We start from the raw sequence: 21255 nt of genomic DNA on the forward strand, positions 1-21255 counted from the left end.
CCTCCCCGCCGAGCAGCCCCGCCTGCGCGTGGAGCTGCCCCCCTCCGAGGCGGAGGCTGCCCGGCTCCGCGAGGCCGAGGAAGCCCACGACCGCGCCGAGGCCCTGGCCCGCCAGCGCGCCGAGGCAGCCCAGGCCGCCCGCACCACCACGGACGCCGCCGCGCGCGCCCGGCTGGAGGAGGAGGCCCGCGCCCTCAAGGAGCGCGAGGAGGAGGAGAAGCGCGCCGAGTACCGCGCCAAGAAGGCCGCGGACGACGAGGCCCGGGAGCGCCGCAAGCGCGAGCAGGCTGAAGCCCAGCGGCTGATGGAGGAGGAGCGCGCCCGCGAGGCCGCCGCCGCCGAGGAGGCCCGCCGCGCCGAGGAGACCGCCGCGCGCGCCAAGGTGGAGGCCGAGGCCGGCCGCACCCTGGCCCAGGGCCTGGACAAGACGCGGAACCAGGGCTTCATGGCCCGGCTCAACGGCCTGTTCGGCCAGCAGCGCCAGGTGGACGAGTCCGTCCTGGCGGAGCTGGAGGAGATCCTCTTCACCGCCGACATCGGCGTGCGCACCGCCAACCACCTGGTGGAGGTGGCCCGCGAGAAGCTCAAGCGCAACGAGCTGAAGGACCCCGAGCGCATCAAGGGCCTCATCCGCGACGAGGTCGCCCGCATCTGCGACTTGCCCGTCCCGCGCTCCCTGGAAGGCGGCGGCCCGCCGCACGTCGTCATGGTGGTGGGCGTCAACGGCGCCGGGAAGACGACGACCATCGGCAAGCTGGCCGCGAAGCTCACCAGCGAGGGCAAGAAGGTGGTGCTCGCAGCGGGTGACACCTTCCGCGCCGCCGCCACCGAGCAGCTGGACGTGTGGGCCGAGCGCGCCCAGGCCCAGCTGGTGAAGGGCGCCGAGGGCACAGACCCCAGCGCCGTCATCTTCGAGGCCATCAAGAAGGCGAAGGAGGAAGGCGCGGACGTCATCATCGCGGACACCGCCGGCCGGCTCCACACCAAGGCCCCGCTGATGGAGGAGCTGAAGAAGGTGAAGCGCGTCATGGACAAGGCCCTGCCCGGCGCGCCGCACGAGGTGCTGCTGGTGCTGGACTCCACCAACGGCCAGAACGCGATTCAGCAGGCCAAGCAGTTCCACGAGGCCGTGGGCGTCAGCGCCATCGCCCTGACGAAGCTGGACGGCACCGCGAAGGGCGGCGTCGTCATCGGCATCTGCGACGAGCTCAAGCTCCCCGTCGTCTGGGTGGGCGTGGGCGAGAAGGTGGCCGACCTGCGCCGCTTCGAGCCGCGCGAGTTCGTCCGCGCCCTCTTCGACTGAGGCCCCGCGTCACTGCCCCATCAACCCGGGGATGAGCTGCTCCAGCAGCTCCTTCGACTGGGCGTCCATCTCCTGGAAGGCCTCGAAGCCCTGCAGGCCCTGGAGCGCCTCCAGGTCCATGCCGGGCAACGACTGCAGGGCCTCCAGCCCTTCCAGGCCCTCGAAGCCGCCCAGCACCGACTCCAGCCGGGGCTTGCCCAGGTCCGCGTCGCCCTTCGCCTCCCGCCACCAGCGCGTGCGCAGCCGCTCCAGCGCGCTCGCGTTGGCGGGGCTCGCCTTCGCCAGCTCCTTCGTGAAGCAGTCCTTGCACGTCCACTTGAAGCGGTACGTATCCACGTAGGCGCGCAGGGCCTTGAGGAAGGCGGCGTCTCCCACCAGCTTCCGCGAGGCGTGGTGCAGCAGGGGCGCCTTGCCGTAGACGAGCGCGCCGTACTCCAGCTCATCCGCGAAGTGGCCCGTGGGCCGGTCCGCGCGGCCGTCCTTGCCGCCCGTCATCCGGTACAGGTGGTACTGCCCAACCAGCGTCTCCTGGCGCGCCGACTCCGCCACCTTCTTGCCGTGCTTCCATTCGAGGTAGAGGAGCGCGGCGTACTGGGCCAGCGACTCGTCCACCACCGGCTCCAGGATGGGGTCCGAGCCCACGAGCCCGGCGAAGTACTGGTGCGCCACCTCGTGCGCCATGGTGAACTCCAGCGTGCGCTCCATGGCGCCATTGAGCTGTCCCAGCAGCCCAGCATCGCCTCCAGGTCCTCCATGCCCGGCATGCCGCCGCCCAGCATCTGGGAGGCCCCCGCCGCGCCGCGGTACAGCTGCGTCGCGATGGTGACCAGCCCTGGGAATTCCATGCCGCCCGCGCCTCCGGACAGCGGCGCCTGCACCACGCGGAAGTGCGTGTACGGCAGCGGCCCCAGCCGACGCTCGAACTCCGCCAGCATCGACGTGGCGTGCTTCAATACGCGCTCGCCCGCGGCCTGATCCGCCGCGGCGTAGTGGCTCTCCACCGTGACGCCATTCACCGTGGCGGTGGAGTTGGCGTAGCCCCGTGACACGAAGAGGGGAAAGTCGCGCACCGCGGCGGCGGCGAAGGCGTAGCGCACGCGCCCATCCCGCTGCGGGACCTCGCCCATGGGCACGCCCGTGGCGTGCACCGCCCAGCCCGTTGGCACGGTGACGGTGGCCAGCACGTGCGCCGGCTCATAGAGGCCCAGGTCGCCAATCCCCTGCGGCCCCTCCCAAGGCTTGCCGTCCTCGCCCACCGGCGGCACCTGGGGCACCACGCCCACCAGGCTGATGAAGTCCGCCGTGGCGGAGAAGGCCCCGTGGTCGCCGCCCGAAGGACGCCCGCCCCCACCGCCCATCAACCCGCCGAGGAGTCCTCCCGCGGCGCCACCCGAGGGCGCGGCGGCGCGCGGCACCAGGCCCTCCACCGCGACGTCCAGCACCGCGGCGGCGCCCGGCGGCACGGGCTCGGACTCCAGCGACAGGCGGTACAGCGTGGGCTCCGGCCGCTCCAGCTTGACGGGCCGGCCGCCCAGCTTCGCGTCCGACAGCGTCAACCGGCGGCCCTGCGCGTTGGGCGTCAGCCGGAGGTACAGCTCGGTGAGGGGGTGCTTTCGGGCCAGCACCTCCACCTGCACCCGGCCCTTCACCCCGCGGGCCTCCGGGTCCACCTCCAGCTGCACGCGGTAGAGCGGCAGCTCCTCCAGCGGCCCCAGCGCCTTCGCGGCCCGCTCACGCTCGGCGGGCTTCAGGTGCTGGAGGCACAGCTGCACCTCGGGTGAGGCCGGGGGGTCAGCGGGCGCATTGCCCCACGCCAGCGTCCCGGAGAGCACACACCACAGCAGGCACCCATGGAGGAAGGTCCGCATGCGGCCATGCTAATTGACCCGGGTCACCCCTGCTCATCTACCCTGGACCTCCCATGCATTCTCGAACGCTCGTCATGGCCGCCGCCCTGGGGCTGATGGCCTGTGCGCGGCAGGTGCCCGCCTCGGCTACGCCCACCTCCACCTCGACCGAGCCCCGCGCCGTTCGGCTCCTGCTGGACACGCCCGCCCGGGAGACCCACACGCTGACCCAGCTGCGCGAAGACGTGGAGGTGGACGCCACCGAGGGTGAGCGCACGCCGCGTGTCGTCGCCACCGGCCAGACGCCCACGCTGAGCCTGGGCGGACACCGGGCCCGTCTTTACGGCGACGCGAAGGGCACGCTCGGCATCTCCGTGGACAACTTCCTGCTGCTGGAGGTGCTGGACGCCCGTGGACAGGTGACCCGGCGCGCCACCGTGGGCTTCACCGAGGCGGTCCACATGGGCCGGGAGCTGGTGGACAGCGTGGGGCGCCGCGCCTTCACCTTCGAAGCGGGCGAGGTGGACATCACCCACCTGCTGCCCGACGCCGCCCCCTTCCAGGTCCGCGCGACCGCGCTGGACACCTGGGGCGTGGGACGGGTGAGCGACGTGTACCTGCTGCTCGCCCCGGGCAGCCGCGCCGATAACGACGACCTGCGCGACCAGTAGAACCCGTGGCGCCGTCCCGCCCACGTCGAGGGCGGGACGCTTCACGACCGCATCAGAAGCGCAGCGCTCCGGCGGGAGCGGGCGCCTGAAGCCCCGCGCCTCCACCGCGCACCGAGCGGATGCCGCCCAGCACCGCGTCACACCCGGCCGGGCCGCACACGTCCGTGGGGCTCAGCGGGTTGGCGCCACCGCCCTGCGTCGCCATCACCGCGCCCACCGTGCCGGCGGCCACCACCGCGCCAATGCCGGCCCACACGTACCAGCGGCCATACCAGGGCTTGGAGCCCTCCACCTCGGGCGTCGCCGGGTCCTCCGCGAACGACAGGCCCGGGGCCGGCTCGTCGTCGGGGTCCAGCCTGGAGGACGGCTCCAACACCGGGCTCTTCGGCACGTCGGCGGTGGCCACGGACGTGTCCAGCAGGGGCCGCAGGTTGCCCGTCACCTCGTAGCTCCGTCCCGCGAACACGGTGATGTTGTGCACGTCCGGCTTGAAGCCCGGGGCCCGGAACTCCACCTCGCGCGAGCCCGGGCGCAGCAGCACGTTGGCCTGCGGCACGGCGCCCACCTTCTGCCCGTCCACCATCACCACCGCGTCCGCCACGTCCGCCGTCAGCGTGGCGAAGCCCATGGTGGCGTCCATGGACACCAGCACCTCCGCCTGCGTGCCCGCCTTCACGTCGATGCGCCGCGTGAAGTCGGCGTAGCCCACCCGGCGCACCACCAGGTGGTGCTCGCCCGGGCGGACCTCCACCGGCACGACGGCCGAGGAGAGGACGCCGAACTCCTTCCCATCCACGAACAGCTTCGCGCCGCGCACGTTGCCCGTCATGCGGACGAGCACCTCCGTCTTCGCGGGCGTCAGCGGCGCCAGCAGCAGGTCGTCCTGGGCCGCGGGCTTCTTCTTCCCCCTCGCGGGCGCCTTCGCGCGCACGGGCCTCTTGGCGGGCTTCTTCTTCACCACCTTGGGCTTGGGCTTGCCCGTCTTGGGCTTCGACGGCGTGGTGAGCGGCGCCAGGAAGTCATCCTGCGCGAGCGCGGCCGAAGGGGCGGCCAGGACAGTCACCAGGGCGAAGACGACGATGCGGTGGAGGCTCATGACGAACCGAAGGTTAGAGAGTCATCCCAAGGGAATCAAACAGAGTCCCAGCGCCCCGCCGATTGGGAGAATATCCGCCCCCATGCACCGCGTCCTGCCCACACTGGCCCTCCACCTCAGCGTCCTCTCCCTCACAGCGTGCACCGCGAAGGCGCCGCCCAGGACGGTGCCCGCGCCCCCCGCGCCCCCCGCGGTGAAGATTCCCGCGGGCTGCGAGCAGAACCAGGGCGGCGAGTACCACCACGCGGGGAACCCCGCCTTCCGGTACTACGGTGACGATGACGGCGGCACGCTCTCCTTCGCCGTCGTCCGCGCTCATGACTCGGAGGTGGTGGACGCCCCGGACGCGGGCTCGCCGTCCATCGTCCTGCGGCGCACCCCCGCGGGCTTCGTGGGCGAAACGCACGCCACCGGCTTCTCCGGCGCCGGGACGCCCTGCCCCGTCACTTTTCCGACAGAGGTGGTGCGGTGCACGGACGCGGGCCTGACGCTGCGCTCGGCGACCAGCACCTCCATTGACGAGGACTGCCGCACGGCCCCCGCGGGCGCCCCCAGCGTACGGATGGAGCAGGTGCTGCTGCGGGGCTCGCCGGACGCGGGCACCTAGAAACGCGAAAGGGGTGAGGCGGCGCGGTGCCAGCCTCACCCCCGTCTTCCTGAAGCGAGGACGCCGCTCAGGCCGCGCGGCGGGGCTGCTCGTCGGGGGTGTCCACCGCGGGGGTGGACTCCACCAGCTTCATCCGGCCGGACAGGCCCTGCAGCAGGCTGGAGCTGCCCACGTACAGGAAGCCCGCCAGGAACAGGACGATGAAGGGCACCGACGTGTAGATGCGCGCGTCGATGGCGAACCACAGCGCGCCGGTGAAGTACGCGGCGAACAGCAGCTCCACCAGCGGCAGCAGCGTCTTGCTGCCCCGGTACGCCTTCTTGATGGTGACGGCCTTCTTGCCCTCGGCGCCCGTCTTCGGCGTGCGCGCGAAGCCGGACTGCTGGTTGAGCAGCGCCTCCGCCACGGCCTTGGCGTTGCTGATGGCCAGGCCGATGCCCAGGCTCATGAGGAAGGGCAGGTACTTCACCCGCTCCCACCCCTTCGCGCCGCGCTCACGCTGTGCCGCCACGTAGAAGAAGCAGACGCTGGCGGTGGCCGTGAGGAAGAAGGGCAGGTCCAGGAAGAGCGTGCCGTACAGGCCGTGCTGGAAGCGCACCACCATGCTGATGGGCATCAGCACCGACAGCAGCACCATCAACAGGTAGGCCATGTTGTTGGTGAGGTGGAAGAAGGCCTCGCGCTTCACGAGCAGCGGCAGGTCGCTCTTGAGGATGGTGGGCAGCAGCTTCTTCGCCGTCTGGATGGAGCCCTTGGCCCAGCGGTGCTGCTGGCTCTTGAAGGCGTTCATGTCCACCGGCACCTCGGCCGGGGAGATGACCTCCGGGAGGAACACGAACTGCCAGCCCTTGAGCTGGGCGCGGTAGCTCAGGTCCAGGTCCTCGGTGAGCGTGTCGTGCTGCCAGCCGCCCGCGTCGGAGATCGTGTCACGGCGCCAGATGCCCGCGGTGCCGTTGAAGTTGAAGAAGCAGCCAGAGCGGTTGCGGGCGGTGTGCTCGATGATGAAGTGCCCGTCCAGGAAGATGCTCTGGGCCTGCGTCAGCAGGGAGAACTCGCGGTTGAGGTGGCCCCAGCGCACCTGCACCATGCCCACCTTGTCGTCCGAGAAGAACGGCACGGTGCGCGTCAGGAAGTCCGGGCTGGGCACGAAGTCCGCGTCGAACACCGCCACGAACTGGCCCTTCGCCAGCTTCAGGCCGTTCTCCAGCGCCCCCGCCTTGAAGCCCTGGCGGTTGGTGCGGTGGATGTAGACGATGTCGTGGCCCTTCAGGCGCTGGCGCTCCACGCACGCACGGGCGATGCCGCACGTCTCGTCCGTCGAATCGTCCAGGACCTGGATTTCGAGCAGGTCGCGCGGGTAGTCGATGCGGCACACCGACTCCACCAGTCGCTCCACCACGTACATCTCATTGAAGATGGGGAGCTGGATGGTGACCTTGGGCAACGACTCCAGCGCGCCCTTCGGCGTCGGCAGCTTGAACTTGTGCCGGTAGTACAGGAACGCCATTCGGTACCTGTGCGAGCCGTAGACTCCAAGCACGCCCAGGAGACTGAAATAAACGCCCAGAAAGATGATCTCGACGGTGGTCATCGGTGACGCTCAACCCCTGCCACAGCCCAGAGGGCCTGCGGTCCTTCCGTGCGGGTCGGCCCGGCTGATTCCGTCTCGCGCGTACCGCCGCGAGATGGGTCGTCCAAGCCCCCACATCGTATGTACCCGAAATGACAAGGTTTTGACCTTCGGGGAGTGATCGGCGCCGGACAATAGGAACGCGTTCAAGGCCGTGTCAAACTATTCCCCGGAATTGAACGTTCCGTTCACGGGCGCCTGACACCCTGCGTCACTCCTATCACACCCAGCTTGTGGCCCTGGCGCCGGGGTTGAAACAACGCCAGGGGTTGACCGACCTGAGGGGTCAGCTCACGGCCAGGAGCGGCGCGGCCAGGTCCGGCGGGGTCTCCACGGCGGGGGCTTCCAGGATTCCGGCCTCATCGCGGGTGGCGAGCGCCAGGATGCGCTCCGTCAGCGCGGCGAAGTCCAGCCCGGCCCTGGCGGCGATCTTCGGCAGCAGGCTGGTAGGGGTGAAGCCCGGCAGCGTGTTCACCTCCAGCACCACGTCGTTCTCCGTGTCCGAGCACAGCAGGTCCACCCGCGCCTGCCCGCGGCAGCCCAGCGCGCGGTAGGCCGCCAGCGCCAGGGCCTCCACGTTGGCCACGCGCGTGGGGGACAGCCGGGGTGGGCAGAAGTACGCGGCCCCGCCCTTGTACTTGGCGTCGAAGTCGAAGCCCTCGCGCGGCGTGGCCACCTCGCAGCTGCCCAGCACCTGGCCGCCGAGGAGGCCCACCGTGACTTCACGGCCCGCCACGTAGCGCTCCACCAGGGCCTCGCCGCCGAACCGGCTGGCCTGCGCCACCGCGGACGCCAGCGCCTCCGGCGCACGCACCACGGCCAGCCCCACCGACGAGCCGCCGCACGCGGGCTTCACCACGCACGGGAAGCCCAGGTCGCCGTGCAGGGCCGGGACGCGCCACGCGTCCTCGCGCGCCACCGTGTAGCCCTGGGGCGTGGCCAGGTTGTGCAGGCGGAAGAGCCGCTTGGCGAAGGGCTTGTTCATGGCCAGCGCCGACGCCAGCACGCCCGAGCCCGTGTACGGCAGCTCCAGCAGCTCCAGCAGGCCCTGCACCCGGCCGTCCTCGCCCATGCGCCCGTGGAGCGCGACGAAGGCCACGTCCAGTTCGGCCGCGCGCAGCGCCCGGTCCAGGCCCGGCCCCGCGAAGATGCGAGTCACCTGATGGCCTCGGGACTCGAGCGCCGCCACCACGGCCTCTCCCGTCTTGAGCGAAATCTCCCGCTCCTCGCCCCACCCGCCCATCAGCACTCCCACGCGCTTGCCCATGTCGATGTTGCCTCCTGGGCGGAGCACAGAGCACGGATGATGCCAGCCACGGGGCGGCCTGGCGGAGCGGGACGGGCCCGTCGGAAATCACCTCGGAGGAGGGACTCCAGCCACGCCATGCGGACAGAGCAGGCGTGTCCTCCGGGCCGCGGCGTGGCCGGGGCGACACGGAACGGGCGGCGCACGTGGGGCCGCCCTGCGTCTACGCTCCGAGCTTCGAACCTGCGAAGACGCGGTCAGCCGGTCGGAAACTACGGCACCAGGATGGGCGCGGGCTCCAGGATGGGCCCTGGCTCCTCGATGGACCCCGTCATGGTGCTTCCCGGCGGAGGGGAGCTCCCCGCGTCGGGGGCGTCGCCGGAGCCGGCATCGTCGGAGCCCGCATCGGAGCCAAGGCCGCCGTCGGTTCCCGAATCGGTGCCAAGACCGCCGTCGGTGCCCGAATCGGCGCCCCCGTCGGACGGCGCGGCGTCGTCGGAGACGCACGCGTTGTCGACGCAGGTGTAGCCCTCCAGGCACTGGTAGAGCTCATCGCAGGGCTGCCCTTCCTCGTCGAAATCGACGAGGAGGCTGCACGCGGACAGCCCGGTACCCAGGGCCATGAAAGCAACGAGGTTTCGCAAGGGACGGCGCATGGCTAGTAGTTCCGGAGATCGTCTTCGTCGAGTGCGGGCCGCTTCTTCTTCTCTTCCTGTCGCCGCCGCTCCTCCTGCCGCCGCCGCTCTTCTTCCTCGCGCTGCGCCGCGGCCTCCTCCTGCTTGCGCCGCTCCTCCAACTCCTGGCGCTGGCGCTCCACCTCTTCACGGCGCTTGCGCAGCTCCTCCTCACGCTTCTGCGCCTCGTCGTCCTGCGCGCGCGTGTCGGACTGCGTCTGCGTGGAGGCGGGCACCGCCTGCGCGGGAGGCGGAGGCATGGGCAACGCCTCCTTCGTCGCGGCGGGCTCCGACGCCGGCGTGGCACGGGGCGCCCGGGGAGGCGACTTGGAGCCGCCGCTGCCGCCCTTGGCGAAGGCCAGGTAGCCGCCCGCGCCCGCCGACGCGAGGCCCAGGAGGATGCCGACGTCGGCCACCAGCGCGTACGACTTGCCCGTGCTCTTGATGTCCTGGGCGCGGCTGCTGTTCTGCGCCGCGCGCTTGAAGTCATCCGACTTCGCGGAGGCCTCCATGCCGAAGTAGACGCCGCCGGCCAGCAGCGCCACGCCGGTGGCCATCAGCACGTAGCCCACGGTGCGGCGCGTGGTGCTGATGCCCCCCGCGAAGTGCGTCACCGGCTTGCCGCCCTGGCGCGGCGCATCCGCCGACACCAGCTGCGCCAGCAGCGCCTGCGAGCCGCCCACCAGCCCCTCCCCGCGCGGCACCGTCCCCAGCGCGTAGGCCTGGTTGTGGCCATCCGACACGTCCAGGCGCAGGCCCGTCACCTCCAGCGGCGCCGCCCCGGCGCCGCCGCGCACCAGCAGCGCCAGCACCTGGGACACGCCCGCGAGCGTCCCCAGTTCACGCAGGGCCGCGTCGCGCTCCGGGCTCTCCGGCTTGCGCGCCGCCTGCTCGGTGAATGTCTGCAGGCCCTTCTGCGCCGCCACGGGGGCCAGCGTCAGGCTGACCTCGCCTTCGCGCTCCCGGCGCTGCGTCAGCGCGTAGCCCGGCGCCACCACCGTCACGTAGTGGTCGGCGGCCGTGAGGTCGGCGACGTCCACCGGCGAGATGCCCCGGAACTGGCCGTCCACGAACACCTGGGCCGGCACCGGCTCGGTGCTCACGCGCAGGCTCGCCTTGGCGCCGGTGAGCACCGCCTTGCGCTCCTTCTCCACGAAGGTCATCTCCTCCGGCGGGAAGAAGTTGGGCGAGAAGCGCGCCTCCGGGTTCAGCGCCAGCGCGGTGCGAATCTCCAGCTGCGCGGCGGTGTTTTCACCGTTGGCCACCTGCGACGCGGCCTTCAGCACCCGCGCGCGGCTCAGCTCGGTGAAGCGCTGGGAGAGGTCGGCGCCCTCGTAGCCGCGCACCGCCTTGTCGAAGTGCTCGAGCGCCTTCTCGGTGTCGAGCTCGTCGTAGGCGCGCTGGCCCGCCTTCATCGCCGCGGCGGCCTCCACCTCACGGGCCTGGCGCTCGCGCTGCCCGTCCGCGTCCAGCGCGTCCGCCAGGCGCACCAGCTTCAGCCGCCCCGAGCGCGTCACCGCCTCTTCCGCCTCGCGCGCCAGCCGGGCCGCGTCGCCACGGGCCGCCGCGTCCAGCGCGATGGCCACCACGGTGACCGTCGCCGCGTCGGCCGGCGCCTCCGCCGTCGCCGCGCTCAAGGCCCGGGGCACCAGCCGCGAGGACACCGGCGTCTGCGCCGCCGCGGGTCCCACGGCCAGCAGTCCCACCAGCCATCCACTCAACGCGGCGTGAACCGCTCGCACATTCGAAGGTCGCATCTCTCGTTCACCTTTGGCTCGTTGCGCATCAAACGGACTGCGCGGTGAAATGCAAGTGAGAAGGAGTCCTCAACGACCCGCTGCCCGGGCCGGCGCGCGCGCGGGAGCGGAGGTCATGCCGTGGAGATAGTCCAGGGCGACCCTCAAGGGATGGTCCTCCAGCTTCGCGGTGACGTCCCAGGGCTTGAGGTTCTCCGGCAGGCCTCGCTGCTGGGGCGCGGCGGGCTCGGTCGCGGCCGTCGGCTCGGCGCGGAAGTGGCGCCGCAGGTCCTTCTCCCGCACCACGTCGCGCGGCACCTTGCCTCCCGGCGCGTCGGGGACGAGGAAGTCCGGGGTGATGCCGCGCTCCTGGATGCTGCGGCCCTTGGGCGTGTAGTAGCGGGCAATCGTCAGCTTCAGCCCGGAGCCGTCCTCCAACTCGATGACCGTCTGGACGCTGCCCTTGCCGAAGGTGGGCGTGCCCAGGATGCTCGCGCGGCCGTGGTCCTGGAGCGCGCCCGCCACGATTTCGGACGCGGAGGCGCTGCCCGCGTTGACCAGCACCACGACGGGGTAATCCTTCTCCGTGTCGCGGTCCTTGCTGCGCTCCACGGTGGCGCTCCGGCCATCCCGCCCCCGCGTGGAGACGATGGGCAGGTTGCCCGGCAGGAACCTGTCACTCACCGCCACCGCCTGGTCCAGCAGCCCGCCCGGGTTGTTGCGCAGGTCCAGCACCAGCCCGCGCAGCTCCTTGCCGCCGTTGAGCGCGCGCAGCCGCTCCAACTCCTTGCGGAGGTCCAGGTCGGTGCGGTCCTGGAAGTTCTTCACCTTCACGTGGGCGATGCCGCCATGCAGCGCGCCCTCCACGGACACGATGCGGATGTGGTCCCGGATGATGGCGATTTCGCGCGGCGCGCTGAAGCCCTCGCGCATGATGGTCAGCAGCACGCGTCCGCCGGCGGGGCCGCGCATCTTCTGCAGCGCGCGCCCCACGTCCATGCCCTCGGTCCGCTCACCGTCGATGCCGACCAGCTCATCGCCGGCCTTGATGCCCGCGCGCGCCGCCGGGGTGTCGTCGATGGGCGCCACCACCACGATGCGCTCGCCCTTGCGCGCGATTTCGATGCCCAGGCCGCCCCACTCGCCCGAGGTGTCGATTTTCATCTCCCGGAACACGTCGGGCGGGAGGAACACCGTGTGCGGATCCAACGTCTCCAGCATGCCCTGGATGGCGCCGTACATGAGCCGCTGGCGGTCCGGCGACTCCACGTAGTTGTTCTCCACGTAGGAGAGCACTCGCGCGAACACCTCCAGCTGCCGGTACGTGGCGGCGTCGCGCTCGGCCTGCTCCGCGCGGCCCGCAATCTCCGCGTCCTTCCTGGGCGGCTCCGAGGCCTGCGCCCACGAAGCACCCAGGAGGAAGAAGGCGGTCAGCGCCGAGCGCCATGGCTGGGAGGAACCCGTCACGTCGGTACGTCCTTTCCCGGGGCGGCCCCGGAAGGCTCGTACCAGTCTACCCGGCCCTCACAGCTCCGCCGAGTCGGCGAAGCGCACCAGGTGCGACACCAGCTCGTCCGGGCGCTCCAACTGCGGCACGTGCCCGAAGCCCTCCACCACGCGCACCTGCGCATGGGCGGGCAGGTGGGCGCGGTACCAGTTCAGCGTCTCCGACGGCAGCAGCCGCTCACTGCCGCCCCACAGGAACAGCAGCGGCATGGCCAGGTTGCGCACCTGCTCCGGCTCCAGGCAGGCGCGCGTGGCCAGCGCCTCCGCGGTCAGCGCCCGCACGGTGGGTGTGTCGTAGAAGTGCCGCAGTTCGTAGGCGAACAGCAGCGCGGGCAGGGGCGGCCGGTGGAACAGGCGCCGCGTGAAGGCCCGCGCCTCCGCGGGGGACTTCACGACGAACGAGTTGAGCAGCGCGGTGTTCTCCGCCTCTGGCAGCTGCGCGCCCGCGGGGGCCACCAGCGCCAGCGCGCGGACCCACTGGGGATGGTCCGCCGCCAGGTTCACTGCCATGGCGCCCCCCAGTGAGTTGCCCACCACGAAGGCCGGCGCCTTCACCACCTCTTCCACGTAGGTGCGCAGCACCTCGAACTGGTTGCGCACACACACCTCTCCGCCGCAGTACTCCACGGAGAAGCCGTGTCCTGGCAGGTCCGGGGCGTACACGCGGGAGAAGCGCTTCGCCATCCCGAAGAGCGTGCGTCCAAAGCCGTTGGCCGAGCCGCCCAGGCCGTGCACCAGCACCACCGGCGGCCCCTTGCCCTGCCCCTCCAACGCGTAGTGGTGCACCGTCTGACTGCCGACCTGCACCGTCGTGGACTCGACACCCCGCGCCACCAGCATGTGCCGCAGCGCCTTTTGCATTCCGCCCATCAGGTCCATGCGCTCGACTGCTCCTCGCAGAAGGATTTCACGACGATAACAACGTCCGCGCGAACTTGCCGCAACGCGTTATGGTCCTGGCGCCAGCCACAGGGCGGGGTCGACCGCCTGCCCGCCCTTGCGCACCTCGAAGTACAGGTAGGCGCCCTTGAGGGAGCCGGTATCCCCGACCTCGCCCACGACGTCTCCAGGGAGCACCCTGCCGCCCAGCGCGGGGGTGATGGTGGACAGGTGGGCCATGAGGGTGTGGTAGCCGTCGCCGTGGTCCAGGATGAGCAGGTTGCCGTAGCCGCGCAGGGCGCCGGCATAGGCGACGGTGCCCTCGGCCACGGCCCGCACCGGCGTGCCCGCGGCGGCGCGGATGTCCAGGCCCTTCTGGACGGTGACGGTGTTGAAGCGCGGGTTGACGACCTTGCCGAAGCCCACCTCCACGAGGCCTGAGACGGGCTGGGGGAGCTTGCCGCGCAGCGCGCCGAAGCCGCTCGTCGCGGGCAGCTCCTTCAGGTCCAGCACCATGCGCGTCAGCTCCGCGTCGGCCTGCTCCAGCTCGCGCACCGCGCGCCGGGCCAGCTCCGCCTCACCCGCGAGCGCGCCCACCACCTCCTCCAGCCCCTCCTGCTGCAGGCGGGCCAGCCGCTCCTGTTCCTGGAGGAAGACCATCCGCGCGGCGAGCGACGCCTGGAGCCGCTCCAGCTCGCGTGTCGCCTGACGCTGCAAGCGCGCCACGCGCTGCACGGTGCGCAGCAGCTCCAGGTCGCCGGACATGCTGGCCTCCAGCGCCCGGGCCCGCCACACCAGGGCGGCGAAGTCCTCGGCCGACAGCAGCACCTCCAGCGGGCGGCGGCGCATCAGGCGGTACAGCGTGCGCAGGCGCGGCGACAGGCGGCGCAGTTGCAGCTTCAGCGCCTCGGCCAGCACGGCCTGCTCGCGCTCGGCCAGCAGCACGCGCCGGCGGAACACCGCCAGGTCCCCTTCCAGCGAGCGCACGCGCCGACGGGAGAAGGCGGCCATCTCCTGCATCAGCTCCACGCCCTCCAGCACGGAGAGCTTCTTCGCCTCCACCAGCGCCAGCGTCGCGCGCTGCGCGCTCAGCCGCTCACGCACCGCGGCCTGTTCGGCCTCCTCCGCCGCCGTCGCCGGAGCCGCCGCCACGGCCGTCGAGGCCCACAGCCCCAGTGCCAGCAGCAGGCGCCAGCTCATACGCGGAGGAAGCGCCCCACGGCGACGAAGCTGCCGCCCAGTCCCAGGCCGCAGCCAGCGCACAGCAACTCCAGCACCAGCCGCGGCTCCACCCACGGCGCCGCGACACCGGGCCCCAACAGGAAGGCGAAGAGCGCGCCCAGGGTCGGCCCCAGCACCCGGCCAAAGGCCCACAGCCCGAAGAGCGCCACCGCCGCGCCCAGCACGCCCTGGAGCAGGCCCTCCAGCAGGAAGGGCGCCTTGACGAAGCGGTCCGTGGCGCCCACCAGCTTCTGGATTTCAATCTCGCCGCGCCGCGAATAGATGGCCAGTTGCAGCGTCGCCGCCACGATGACCACGGTGGCGCCCAGCACCACCGCGAAGGCCACCAGCGAGCCGAAGCGCAGCGCCCGGGCGATGGCGGACAGCCGCTGCACCGCCGCCTCGCCATAGTCCACGCCCGCCACGCCGGGCGCCGCTCGCAGCGTCTTCGCCAGCGCCAGGAGCGCGTCAGGGTTGCGCCGCTCCGGCGGCACGCGCAGCTCCAGCGACACCGGCAGCGGGTTCTCCGGCAGCTCCGCCAGCGCCTCGCCCAAATCCCCCAGCTCCGAGCGCAGCCGCGACAGCGCGGCGTCCGGCGACACCAGCGTCACCTCACCGCCGCTGAGCGCCAGCACGAGGGAGCGCACCCCGTGGACCTCGTCCGCGTCCAGTTCGGGCGCCAGGTACACCGTCACCTCCACCTCGCCGCCGAGCGACGCCAGGAGGTTGTCCAGCACCCGCGCCGCGCCCCGGGCCATGCCCGCGGAGAACAGGGCGATGGCGATGGTCGTCACCGCGATGAAGTGCACGAAGGGCGAGTGCTTCAGCCCCACCGCCGCCGAGCGGCAGAAGTACGTGACCTTCGACAGCGCGCTCATACCACCATCCGGCGCGCCGCCTTGACGCCGTCCTCGTCGGACACAATCTGCCCGCGCTCCAGGCGCACGGTGCGCTTCTGGTAGCGCGACAGCAGCGTCGCGTCGTGCGTGGCCACCATCACCGTGGTGCCGCGCACGTTGACCTGCGTGAGCAGGTCCATGATTTCGACGGTGAGCGCCGGGTCCAGGTTGCCGGTGGGCTCGTCCGCCAGGAGGATGGTGGGGTCATTGACGAGCGCTCGCGCGATGACCACGCGCTGCTGCTCTCCACCCGACAGGCGCAGGGGGTACGAGCCCGCCTTGTGCTCCAGCCCCACCAGCTTGAGCATGCGCCGCACCTTCTCGCGCGCCTCCGCGCGGGGCACGCCCAGCACGTCCAGCGTGAAGGACACGTTGTCCTCCACCGTCCGGTGTGGCAGCAGCTTGAAGTCCTGGAACACCACCCCGATGTTGCGCCGCAGGTACGGCACCGCGGACTCACGGATGCGGGCGATGTTGCGGCCACCCACGAGAATCTGCCCCTTGGTGGCCTTCTCCGCGCAGAAGACGAGCTTCAGCAGCGTCGTCTTCCCCGCGCCCGAAGGGCCCGTGAGGAACACGAACTCGCCCTTCTCCACGTTGAGGTTGATGTCCGACAACACCGGTGGGTCGCCGGGATACGCCTTGTATACGTGGAAGAACTGAATCATGGCGGCGGGCGGGAGGCCGCCAGCCTAGCACGCCCGGGCTACTGCTCGCCCTCGCCCGCCAGGTAGCTGAGGATGACCTCGTCCAGGCTCTTCTCCGAGATGAGGTCCTCGCCGAAGAGCGTCTCCACGCCAATCTCGTTGATCTTCGGCTTCTCCTTGAGGGCGCGCGCCGCGGCGACCTCCGGAGGAACCACGATGGGCGCGGGAACCGCCACGGGAGGCGGAGGCGGAGGCGGCCGCTGCGCCATGGACTGGCCGGGCTGCATCTTCACCTGCGCGGGGTCCATGTCCGCCGCGAGCTGACCGGGCTGGTAGCTGCGGGCGATGGACTCGTAGCTGTCGTACACCCCGTTGATGAGGTTGCGCAGCATCTCCTTGTGCTGCTCCTCCATCAACTCACGCACGACCTCCGCGAGGTTCTCCGCGTTGAGGATGTCCGCGTAGGACGTCTTCTTCGACGCGAGGATGTTCCCGCCCACGAACAGGTGGGTGATGATGTGGGGGTTGTTGACGCCCGAGTCCTCGGTCTGGACGTGGTAGACCTTCCCCTTGTGCTTGATGTTGTGATTGAAGCCGGTGACGGCTTTTTCGAAGGTTTTCGTCATCGCCGAGGTCGCGGACCGTACCAGCCGCATCCGCACGACACAAGGTAAGCGTGACCTGCTCGCGTCCTTCCTGCACGCCTGGCTCCCTGGCCCACCAACCGTGCAGGCCACGGCGATTGCCCGGCAGTTCCGTTGAAAAGCTGAAAGCGGCTGGGATACGTACAGGCTGACGGACGGGGTTCCCCATGCCCCCATCAACGGCCAGGACGCCCGGATGAAGACCCAAGCGATTGAAAAGAAGGTGCGTCAGCAAGACGCCCAGGTGCTGGCGCAGGGGTACTCGCCCGCCATCCGCGCGATGGAGATCGCGGCCATCGTCTCCTTCATCTCCCTGGAGGTGGCGCTGGTGTACCGGCTGTGGGGCAACCCCTATGCGGGCACGTGGCTGCTGCTCAGCGCGGTGCTGCTGGGCTACCTCGCCGCGGACTTCGTCTCCGGCTTCGTCCACTGGATGGGCGACACGTGGGGCTCCACGGAGATGCCGCTTTTGGGCAAGGCGCTCATCCGCCCCTTCCGCGAGCACCACGTGGACGAGAAGGCCATCACCCGCCACGACTTCGTGGAGACCAACGGCAACAACTGCCTCATCTCCCTGCCAGTGGCCATCATGGCCCTGTGCCTGCCCATGAGCGGACCGGGCTGGGTGTTCTGCGCGTCCTTCCTCGGCGCGATGATTTTCTGGGTGATGGCGACCAATCAGTTCCACAAGTGGTCGCACCTGGACTCGCCGCCCGCGCTCGTGGGCTTCCTCCAGCGCGTGCACCTCATCCTGCCCCCTGACCACCACCGCATCCACCACACCAAGCCGTACAACAAGTACTACTGCATCACCGTGGGCTGGATGAACAAGCCGCTGACGATGGTCCACTTCTTCCCCGCCGCCGAGCGCCTCATCACCTGGGCCACGGGCCTGCTGCCGCGCCAGGACGACATCGGCGCCGAGGCGGCGCGCGCGCTGGTGGTCGCCGAGGATGGCAACGAGGCCCCGGTGGTCCAGGCGGCCAAGGAACTGCTCACCCAGGCCACCGCGCAGGAGAAGCCCGCCTCCACGCGGCCGTAGTCCCCTATCAGAAGGACAGGTCCACCTGCTCCGCGGCGGTGATGGGCCGGCCCAGGAAACGGGCGCCCACCTCCATGAAGCGCTCCGGCACGTCGGTGACGTAGTACGCGTGCTCGGGCGTGCCTCGCGACGCCGGCGCCAGTCCGCCGCGCTCCGACAGCAGCGCGGCCACGGCGTCCGCGGTGGCCTCCGCCGAGTCCACCAGCGCCACCTGGGGCCCCACCACCTCCGCGATGACGCCCTTGAGCAGCGGGTAGTGCGTGCAGCCCAGCACCAGGGTGTCCACGCCGTCGCGGGTGAACTCGGCCAGGTAGTCGCGCGCCACCAGCAGGGGCACGTCGCCCGTGGTCCACCCCTCCTCCGCCAGCGGCACGAATAGCGGACAGGCGCGGGCCTTCGCCCGCACCCGCGGGTCCGCGGACTCCAGCGCGCGCTGGTAGGCGCCCGAGCGGATGGTGCCGGGTGTGCCGATGATACCCACCCCGCCGCCCTGCGTGCGCGCCAGCGCCGCCCGCGCGCCGGGGAGGATGACGCCCACCACCGGCACCGGTAGCGCCGCCTCCAGCGCGGGCAGCGCCACCGCCGAGGCGGTGTTGCACGCCACCACCAGCAGCTTGATGCCGCGCTCCAGGAGGAACTCCGCGTTCTTGAGCGAGTAGCGCGTCACCACCTCGCCGGACTTGGTGCCGTAGGGCACCCGCGCGGTGTCCCCCAGGTACACCGTGCTCTCATGGGGGAGCCGGGACATGAGGGCCTTGAGGACGGTGAGCCCTCCGACGCCCGAATCGAAGACACCAATGGGACTGTGGCTGCCTTGCCGCATGGAGCGTGTCCCTATCACGTTTGATGCCAGCGCCCGCTGAACGCACGAAGAGCCGGGATGCAGCATCCCGGCCCTCCGCTCACTTCCCCGCCGTCCCGCCGCGCTCAGTCCTCGATGAGGTACACCGGCAGCGCGGAGTTCGGGCCCGGGAACTCGTGGGCGACCACGTCGATGACGGGCGAGTTCTCCGGCGAGAAGTACTCGCGACCGTCGAGCGCGCTGGCGTACATCTCCACCACGTACCGGCCGGGCCGCAGGAACTGGTACACCACCACCGAGGCTTCGTTCGGGCCGTCGACGCAGTCGTGCCAGTCGCCGACGTCGCCGTACACCAGCTCGCCCGTGTAGAGGTCGCGGAAGTTGATGCCCACCCGCTGCAGGCCCGCCGCGTAGCAGGTCAGCTGATATCCGTGCCGCGAGCGCAGCTCCCACCGCACGGAGGCCCCGCCAATGGCCCACAGCGAGGCCGTGTGGGAGGTCGGCTGCCCCGCCTGGGTGAGGATGTCGCCCCCGAAGTAGTACCAGGGCAGCCCGTTCCTATCGATGGCGACGAACTCCAGGCCGTGGTAGCCCGGGTCCAGGTACGGCGTGCGGATCTGGTTGGCGGCGTGCCCCTCCCAGCACTCGAAGCGCTCCCAGTCACCGCCATCCACGCTCGCCTCGACGTGGGTAATCCCCGCCTGGTTGCAGTTGGGGCTGGGGCTGTAGCTGTTCGCCGGGAAGAGCCAGCTCAGGTAGGCGAAGGACGGCGGCAGGCCCACCGGGGTCAGGTCCACGTTCACCGTCACGTTGCCGTCCACGGTGAAGGTTCCCTGCGTCTCATACAGCAGCTCGTTGGTGTAGCCGACGCCCTCCAGGCGGAACGAGTAGGTCCCCGGCGCGAAGCGGTGGAGGACGATGCCGTCGAAGCCGTTCGCCTGGCAGTCATAGCGGCCGTCGTTGGCCAGCAGCTCGCCGGGGATGATGACGTTGACGCCCCGGACCGCGCGATCATCGTCGCAGCGCAGCCCGCCGAAGCTCCAACGGAAGGTCACATCCCCCTCGTAGCGGGGCACATCGCAGCACGGCTCATCATGGACGACACAGCCTGGGAGGATCGCAAACAAGCAGAGGAATGCGATCAGCAACCGGGAGTTCATGGGGCACCTGTCGGTGGGGTGGTGAGGTGTTCGGCCCGTTTCAGCTTCGTCCGACGGGCGGTCGCGGGAATTATTCACCGCCATGGGCAATCCAGCTCAAGCAACCAACCGTTTCCCCATTGTTTGACCCTGTCTTATCGGAGTGTTACGCGCTGCTCCCCATGACGCCCCACCTGCCCCTGGCGCTTGGCGCCATGAACTACGTGGAGATCATCCGCGACGCCTCCCTCATCGAGCTGGCGGTCCTCCTGCTCCTGATGGGCGTATCCGTGGCCTCCTGGGCCCTCATCGCCATGAAGGCGTCCCAGCTCGCCAAGGCTCGCGCACAGTCTCTCACCTTCCTCGACACCTTCTGGAAGGCCTCGCGCCTGGAGGCCATCTACCAGACGGCCCAGAAGCTGGACGGCTCGCCGCTCTCGAAGGTCTTCTGCGCTGGCTATGAGGAGCTGACCAAGCTGGCGCAAGCCAAGGAGGGCGGCACCGAAGGCGCGCTGGCCGAGCGGCTGGGCGGCATCGAGAACGTGGAGCGCGCGCTCCACCGCGCCTCCACGGCGCAAATCACCGAGCTGGAGAACCGGGTGTCCTTCCTGGGCACCGTGGGCGCCGCTTCGCCCTTCGTGGGCCTGTTCGGCACCGTCATCGGCATCCTGAGCGCGTTCAACCAGATTGCCGAGCAAGGCAACGCGACGCTGGCCACCGTGGCCGCGCCGGTGGGCAACGCGCTCTTCGCCACCGCCGCGGGCCTGTTCGCGGCGATTCCAGCGGTGGTCGCCTACAACTCGTTCGTCAGCCGCATCAAGGTGTTCGACACGGAGATGTCGAACTTCTCCGCGGACTTCCTCAACATCATCAAGCGTCACTTCTTCCGGTAGCCGGGGGCCACCATGGGAATGGGCGGAGGCAACCGCGGCGGTGGCCGCACCACGATGAGCGAAATCAACGTCACGCCCATGGTGGACGTGATGTTGGTGCTGCTCATCATCTTCATGGTGACGGCGCCCCTCATCCAGCAGGGCGTGAAGGTGAACCTGCCGGAGACCAAGGCCGCGCCAGTGGAGGCCACGGAGAAGAAGCTGGTCCTCTCCATCGACGCGGGGCGCAAGGTCTACATCGGTGACGCGGAGGTGGCGCTGGAGGAGCTGGAGCAGAAGCTCGCCGCCAACGCCAAGGCGCAGGCCGACAAGGAAGTCTATCTCCACGCGGACCGGGACGTGCCTTACGGGGTGGTGGTGGAGGTCATGGCCGCGGCGCAGCGCGCGGGCATCGGCAATGTGGGCATGATTACGGACCCTTCGACCAGGGGTCGGACGTCCAACAGCGGCAAAGGCAAGAAGGAAGCGAAGCGCTAGCCCATGACGCCCTCCGCGGTCAGCCACAGCCTGCTCGTCACGCGCTCCACGCGGCTGTCGCGCTTCGTGGGGGTGTCCGTCGTGGGCCACATCCTGGTGCTGGTGGCGGCGGTCGCGTACGCGCGCTACACCGCCGCGCCCAAGGTGGACCTGGACACCAAGCCCATCCGCGCCACACTGGTGCGCCTGGGCAAGCCGCGCGACTCCAAGCTGCTGCCGCGCAAGGAGCAGCTCCCGCCGCCGCCCAAGAAGGTGGACGCGCCCAAGCCCGCTCCCGAGGCCCCACCCCCGGAGCC

20 protein-coding genes and 1 pseudogene are annotated in these 21255 nt (G+C 70.6%); 7 read left to right on the plus strand and 14 right to left on the minus strand.

The features are described from left to right. Positions 1-1303, plus strand: a 1303-nt coding sequence (gene ftsY / locus HV826_RS32720; RefSeq protein ID WP_176420971.1) for a signal recognition particle-docking protein FtsY, incomplete at its 5' end; no start/stop codon positions are given. Positions 1304-1312: 9 nt separating this feature from the next. On the opposite strand, the gene HV826_RS37655 is transcribed toward ftsY, so the two are convergent. Next, positions 1313-2008 (minus strand): M1 family aminopeptidase, encoded by a 696-nt coding sequence (locus HV826_RS37655; RefSeq protein ID WP_368671049.1) that lies wholly within the window; start codon positions 2006-2008, stop codon positions 1313-1315. A 1216-nt stretch (positions 2009-3224) separates the two neighbouring features. On the opposite strand from HV826_RS37655, the gene HV826_RS32730 reads away from it, so the two are divergent. Next, positions 3225-3821 carry a hypothetical protein gene (locus HV826_RS32730; protein ID WP_176420972.1) on the plus strand — a complete coding sequence of 199 codons (597 nt, stop codon included), beginning with the start codon at positions 3225-3227 and terminating at the stop codon, positions 3819-3821. Between the two features lie 52 nt (positions 3822-3873). Here the strand turns inward: HV826_RS32730 and HV826_RS32735 are convergent, their stop codons facing one another. Beyond that, the gene (locus HV826_RS32735) at positions 3874-4917 is read right to left on the minus strand and encodes a PEGA domain-containing protein (protein WP_176420973.1); all 1044 of its coding nucleotides are present in this window, start codon (positions 4915-4917) and stop codon (positions 3874-3876) included. 82 nt (positions 4918-4999) lie between these two features. Between HV826_RS32735 and HV826_RS32740 the strand changes: the two genes are divergently transcribed. Continuing rightward, the gene (locus tag HV826_RS32740) at positions 5000-5524 is read left to right on the plus strand and encodes a hypothetical protein (protein ID WP_176420974.1); all 525 of its coding nucleotides are present in this window, start codon (positions 5000-5002) and stop codon (positions 5522-5524) included. Between the two features lie 67 nt (positions 5525-5591). On the opposite strand, the gene HV826_RS32745 is transcribed toward HV826_RS32740, so the two are convergent. The 10 genes from HV826_RS32745 to HV826_RS32790 all read right to left on the minus strand — a co-directional run bounded on the left by HV826_RS32745 (position 5592) and on the right by HV826_RS32790 (position 16588). Further along, positions 5592-7115 carry a cellulose synthase family protein gene (locus tag HV826_RS32745; RefSeq protein ID WP_176420975.1) on the minus strand — a complete coding sequence of 508 codons (1524 nt, stop codon included), beginning with the start codon at positions 7113-7115 and terminating at the stop codon, positions 5592-5594. A gap of 325 nt (positions 7116-7440) precedes the next feature. Beyond that, positions 7441-8421, minus strand: a complete 981-nt coding sequence (locus tag HV826_RS32750; protein WP_176420976.1) for a D-alanine--D-alanine ligase — start codon at positions 8419-8421, stop codon at positions 7441-7443. Positions 8422-8672: 251 nt separating this feature from the next. After that, positions 8673-9023: a hypothetical protein gene (locus HV826_RS32755; RefSeq protein ID WP_240358494.1), complete on the minus strand. Its 351-nt coding sequence runs from the start codon at positions 9021-9023 to the stop codon at positions 8673-8675. Between the two features lie 35 nt (positions 9024-9058). Beyond that, the gene (locus HV826_RS32760) at positions 9059-10831 is read right to left on the minus strand and encodes a PEGA domain-containing protein (RefSeq protein ID WP_176420977.1); all 1773 of its coding nucleotides are present in this window, start codon (positions 10829-10831) and stop codon (positions 9059-9061) included. A 69-nt stretch (positions 10832-10900) separates the two neighbouring features. After that, the gene (locus tag HV826_RS32765; protein WP_176420978.1) at positions 10901-12277 is read right to left on the minus strand and encodes a S41 family peptidase; all 1377 of its coding nucleotides are present in this window, start codon (positions 12275-12277) and stop codon (positions 10901-10903) included. Between the two features lie 57 nt (positions 12278-12334). Next, positions 12335-13195 (minus strand): alpha/beta fold hydrolase, encoded by an 861-nt coding sequence (locus HV826_RS32770; RefSeq protein WP_176420979.1) that lies wholly within the window; start codon positions 13193-13195, stop codon positions 12335-12337. Between the two features lie 69 nt (positions 13196-13264). Beyond that, on the minus strand, positions 13265-14458 hold the full coding sequence (locus tag HV826_RS32775; RefSeq protein ID WP_176420980.1) for a peptidoglycan DD-metalloendopeptidase family protein: 1194 nt from the start codon (positions 14456-14458) through the stop codon (positions 13265-13267). Then, positions 14392-15294 (minus strand): ABC transporter permease, encoded by a 903-nt coding sequence (locus tag HV826_RS32780; protein ID WP_163784109.1) that lies wholly within the window; start codon positions 15292-15294, stop codon positions 14392-14394. The genes HV826_RS32775 and HV826_RS32780 overlap by 67 nt, the downstream gene beginning before the upstream one ends. After that, positions 15291-15983 carry a cell division ATP-binding protein FtsE gene (ftsE, locus tag HV826_RS32785; protein WP_163784107.1) on the minus strand — a complete coding sequence of 231 codons (693 nt, stop codon included), beginning with the start codon at positions 15981-15983 and terminating at the stop codon, positions 15291-15293. Before ftsE ends, HV826_RS32780 begins: the two co-directional genes overlap by 4 nt. Before the next feature lie 38 nt (positions 15984-16021). After that, on the minus strand, positions 16022-16588 hold the full coding sequence (locus tag HV826_RS32790) for a hypothetical protein (RefSeq protein ID WP_176420981.1): 567 nt from the start codon (positions 16586-16588) through the stop codon (positions 16022-16024). Positions 16589-16802: 214 nt separating this feature from the next. Here HV826_RS32790 and carF point away from each other — a divergent pair, with 214 nt between their 5' ends. After that, positions 16803-17648: a plasmanylethanolamine desaturase gene (carF, locus tag HV826_RS32795; protein ID WP_176420982.1), complete on the plus strand. Its 846-nt coding sequence runs from the start codon at positions 16803-16805 to the stop codon at positions 17646-17648. A gap of 7 nt (positions 17649-17655) precedes the next feature. Here carF and murI read toward each other — a convergent pair whose 3' ends face one another. Beyond that, a complete protein-coding gene (murI, locus tag HV826_RS32800; protein ID WP_176420983.1) occupies positions 17656-18471 on the minus strand; it encodes a glutamate racemase in 816 nt (271 codons plus the stop codon). A 104-nt stretch (positions 18472-18575) separates the two neighbouring features. After that, a complete protein-coding gene (locus tag HV826_RS32805) occupies positions 18576-19505 on the minus strand; it encodes a hypothetical protein (protein ID WP_368671050.1) in 930 nt (309 codons plus the stop codon). 266 nt (positions 19506-19771) lie between these two features. Between HV826_RS32805 and HV826_RS32810 the strand changes: the two genes are divergently transcribed. The 3 genes and pseudogenes from HV826_RS32810 to HV826_RS32820 all read left to right on the plus strand — a co-directional run. Then, the gene (locus HV826_RS32810) at positions 19772-20482 is read left to right on the plus strand and encodes a MotA/TolQ/ExbB proton channel family protein (protein ID WP_011555704.1); all 711 of its coding nucleotides are present in this window, start codon (positions 19772-19774) and stop codon (positions 20480-20482) included. Between the two features lie 12 nt (positions 20483-20494). After that, a complete protein-coding gene (gene tolR / locus HV826_RS32815) occupies positions 20495-20959 on the plus strand; it encodes a protein TolR (protein WP_176420985.1) in 465 nt (154 codons plus the stop codon). 3 nt (positions 20960-20962) lie between these two features. Beyond that, positions 20963-21255 (plus strand): annotated as a pseudogene (locus HV826_RS32820) (energy transducer TonB); the annotation flags it as partial.

Origin of the sequence: Myxococcus sp. AM010, from assembly GCF_013372585.1 — a bacterium.
GTDB lineage: Bacteria > Myxococcota > Myxococcia > Myxococcales > Myxococcaceae > Myxococcus > Myxococcus vastator.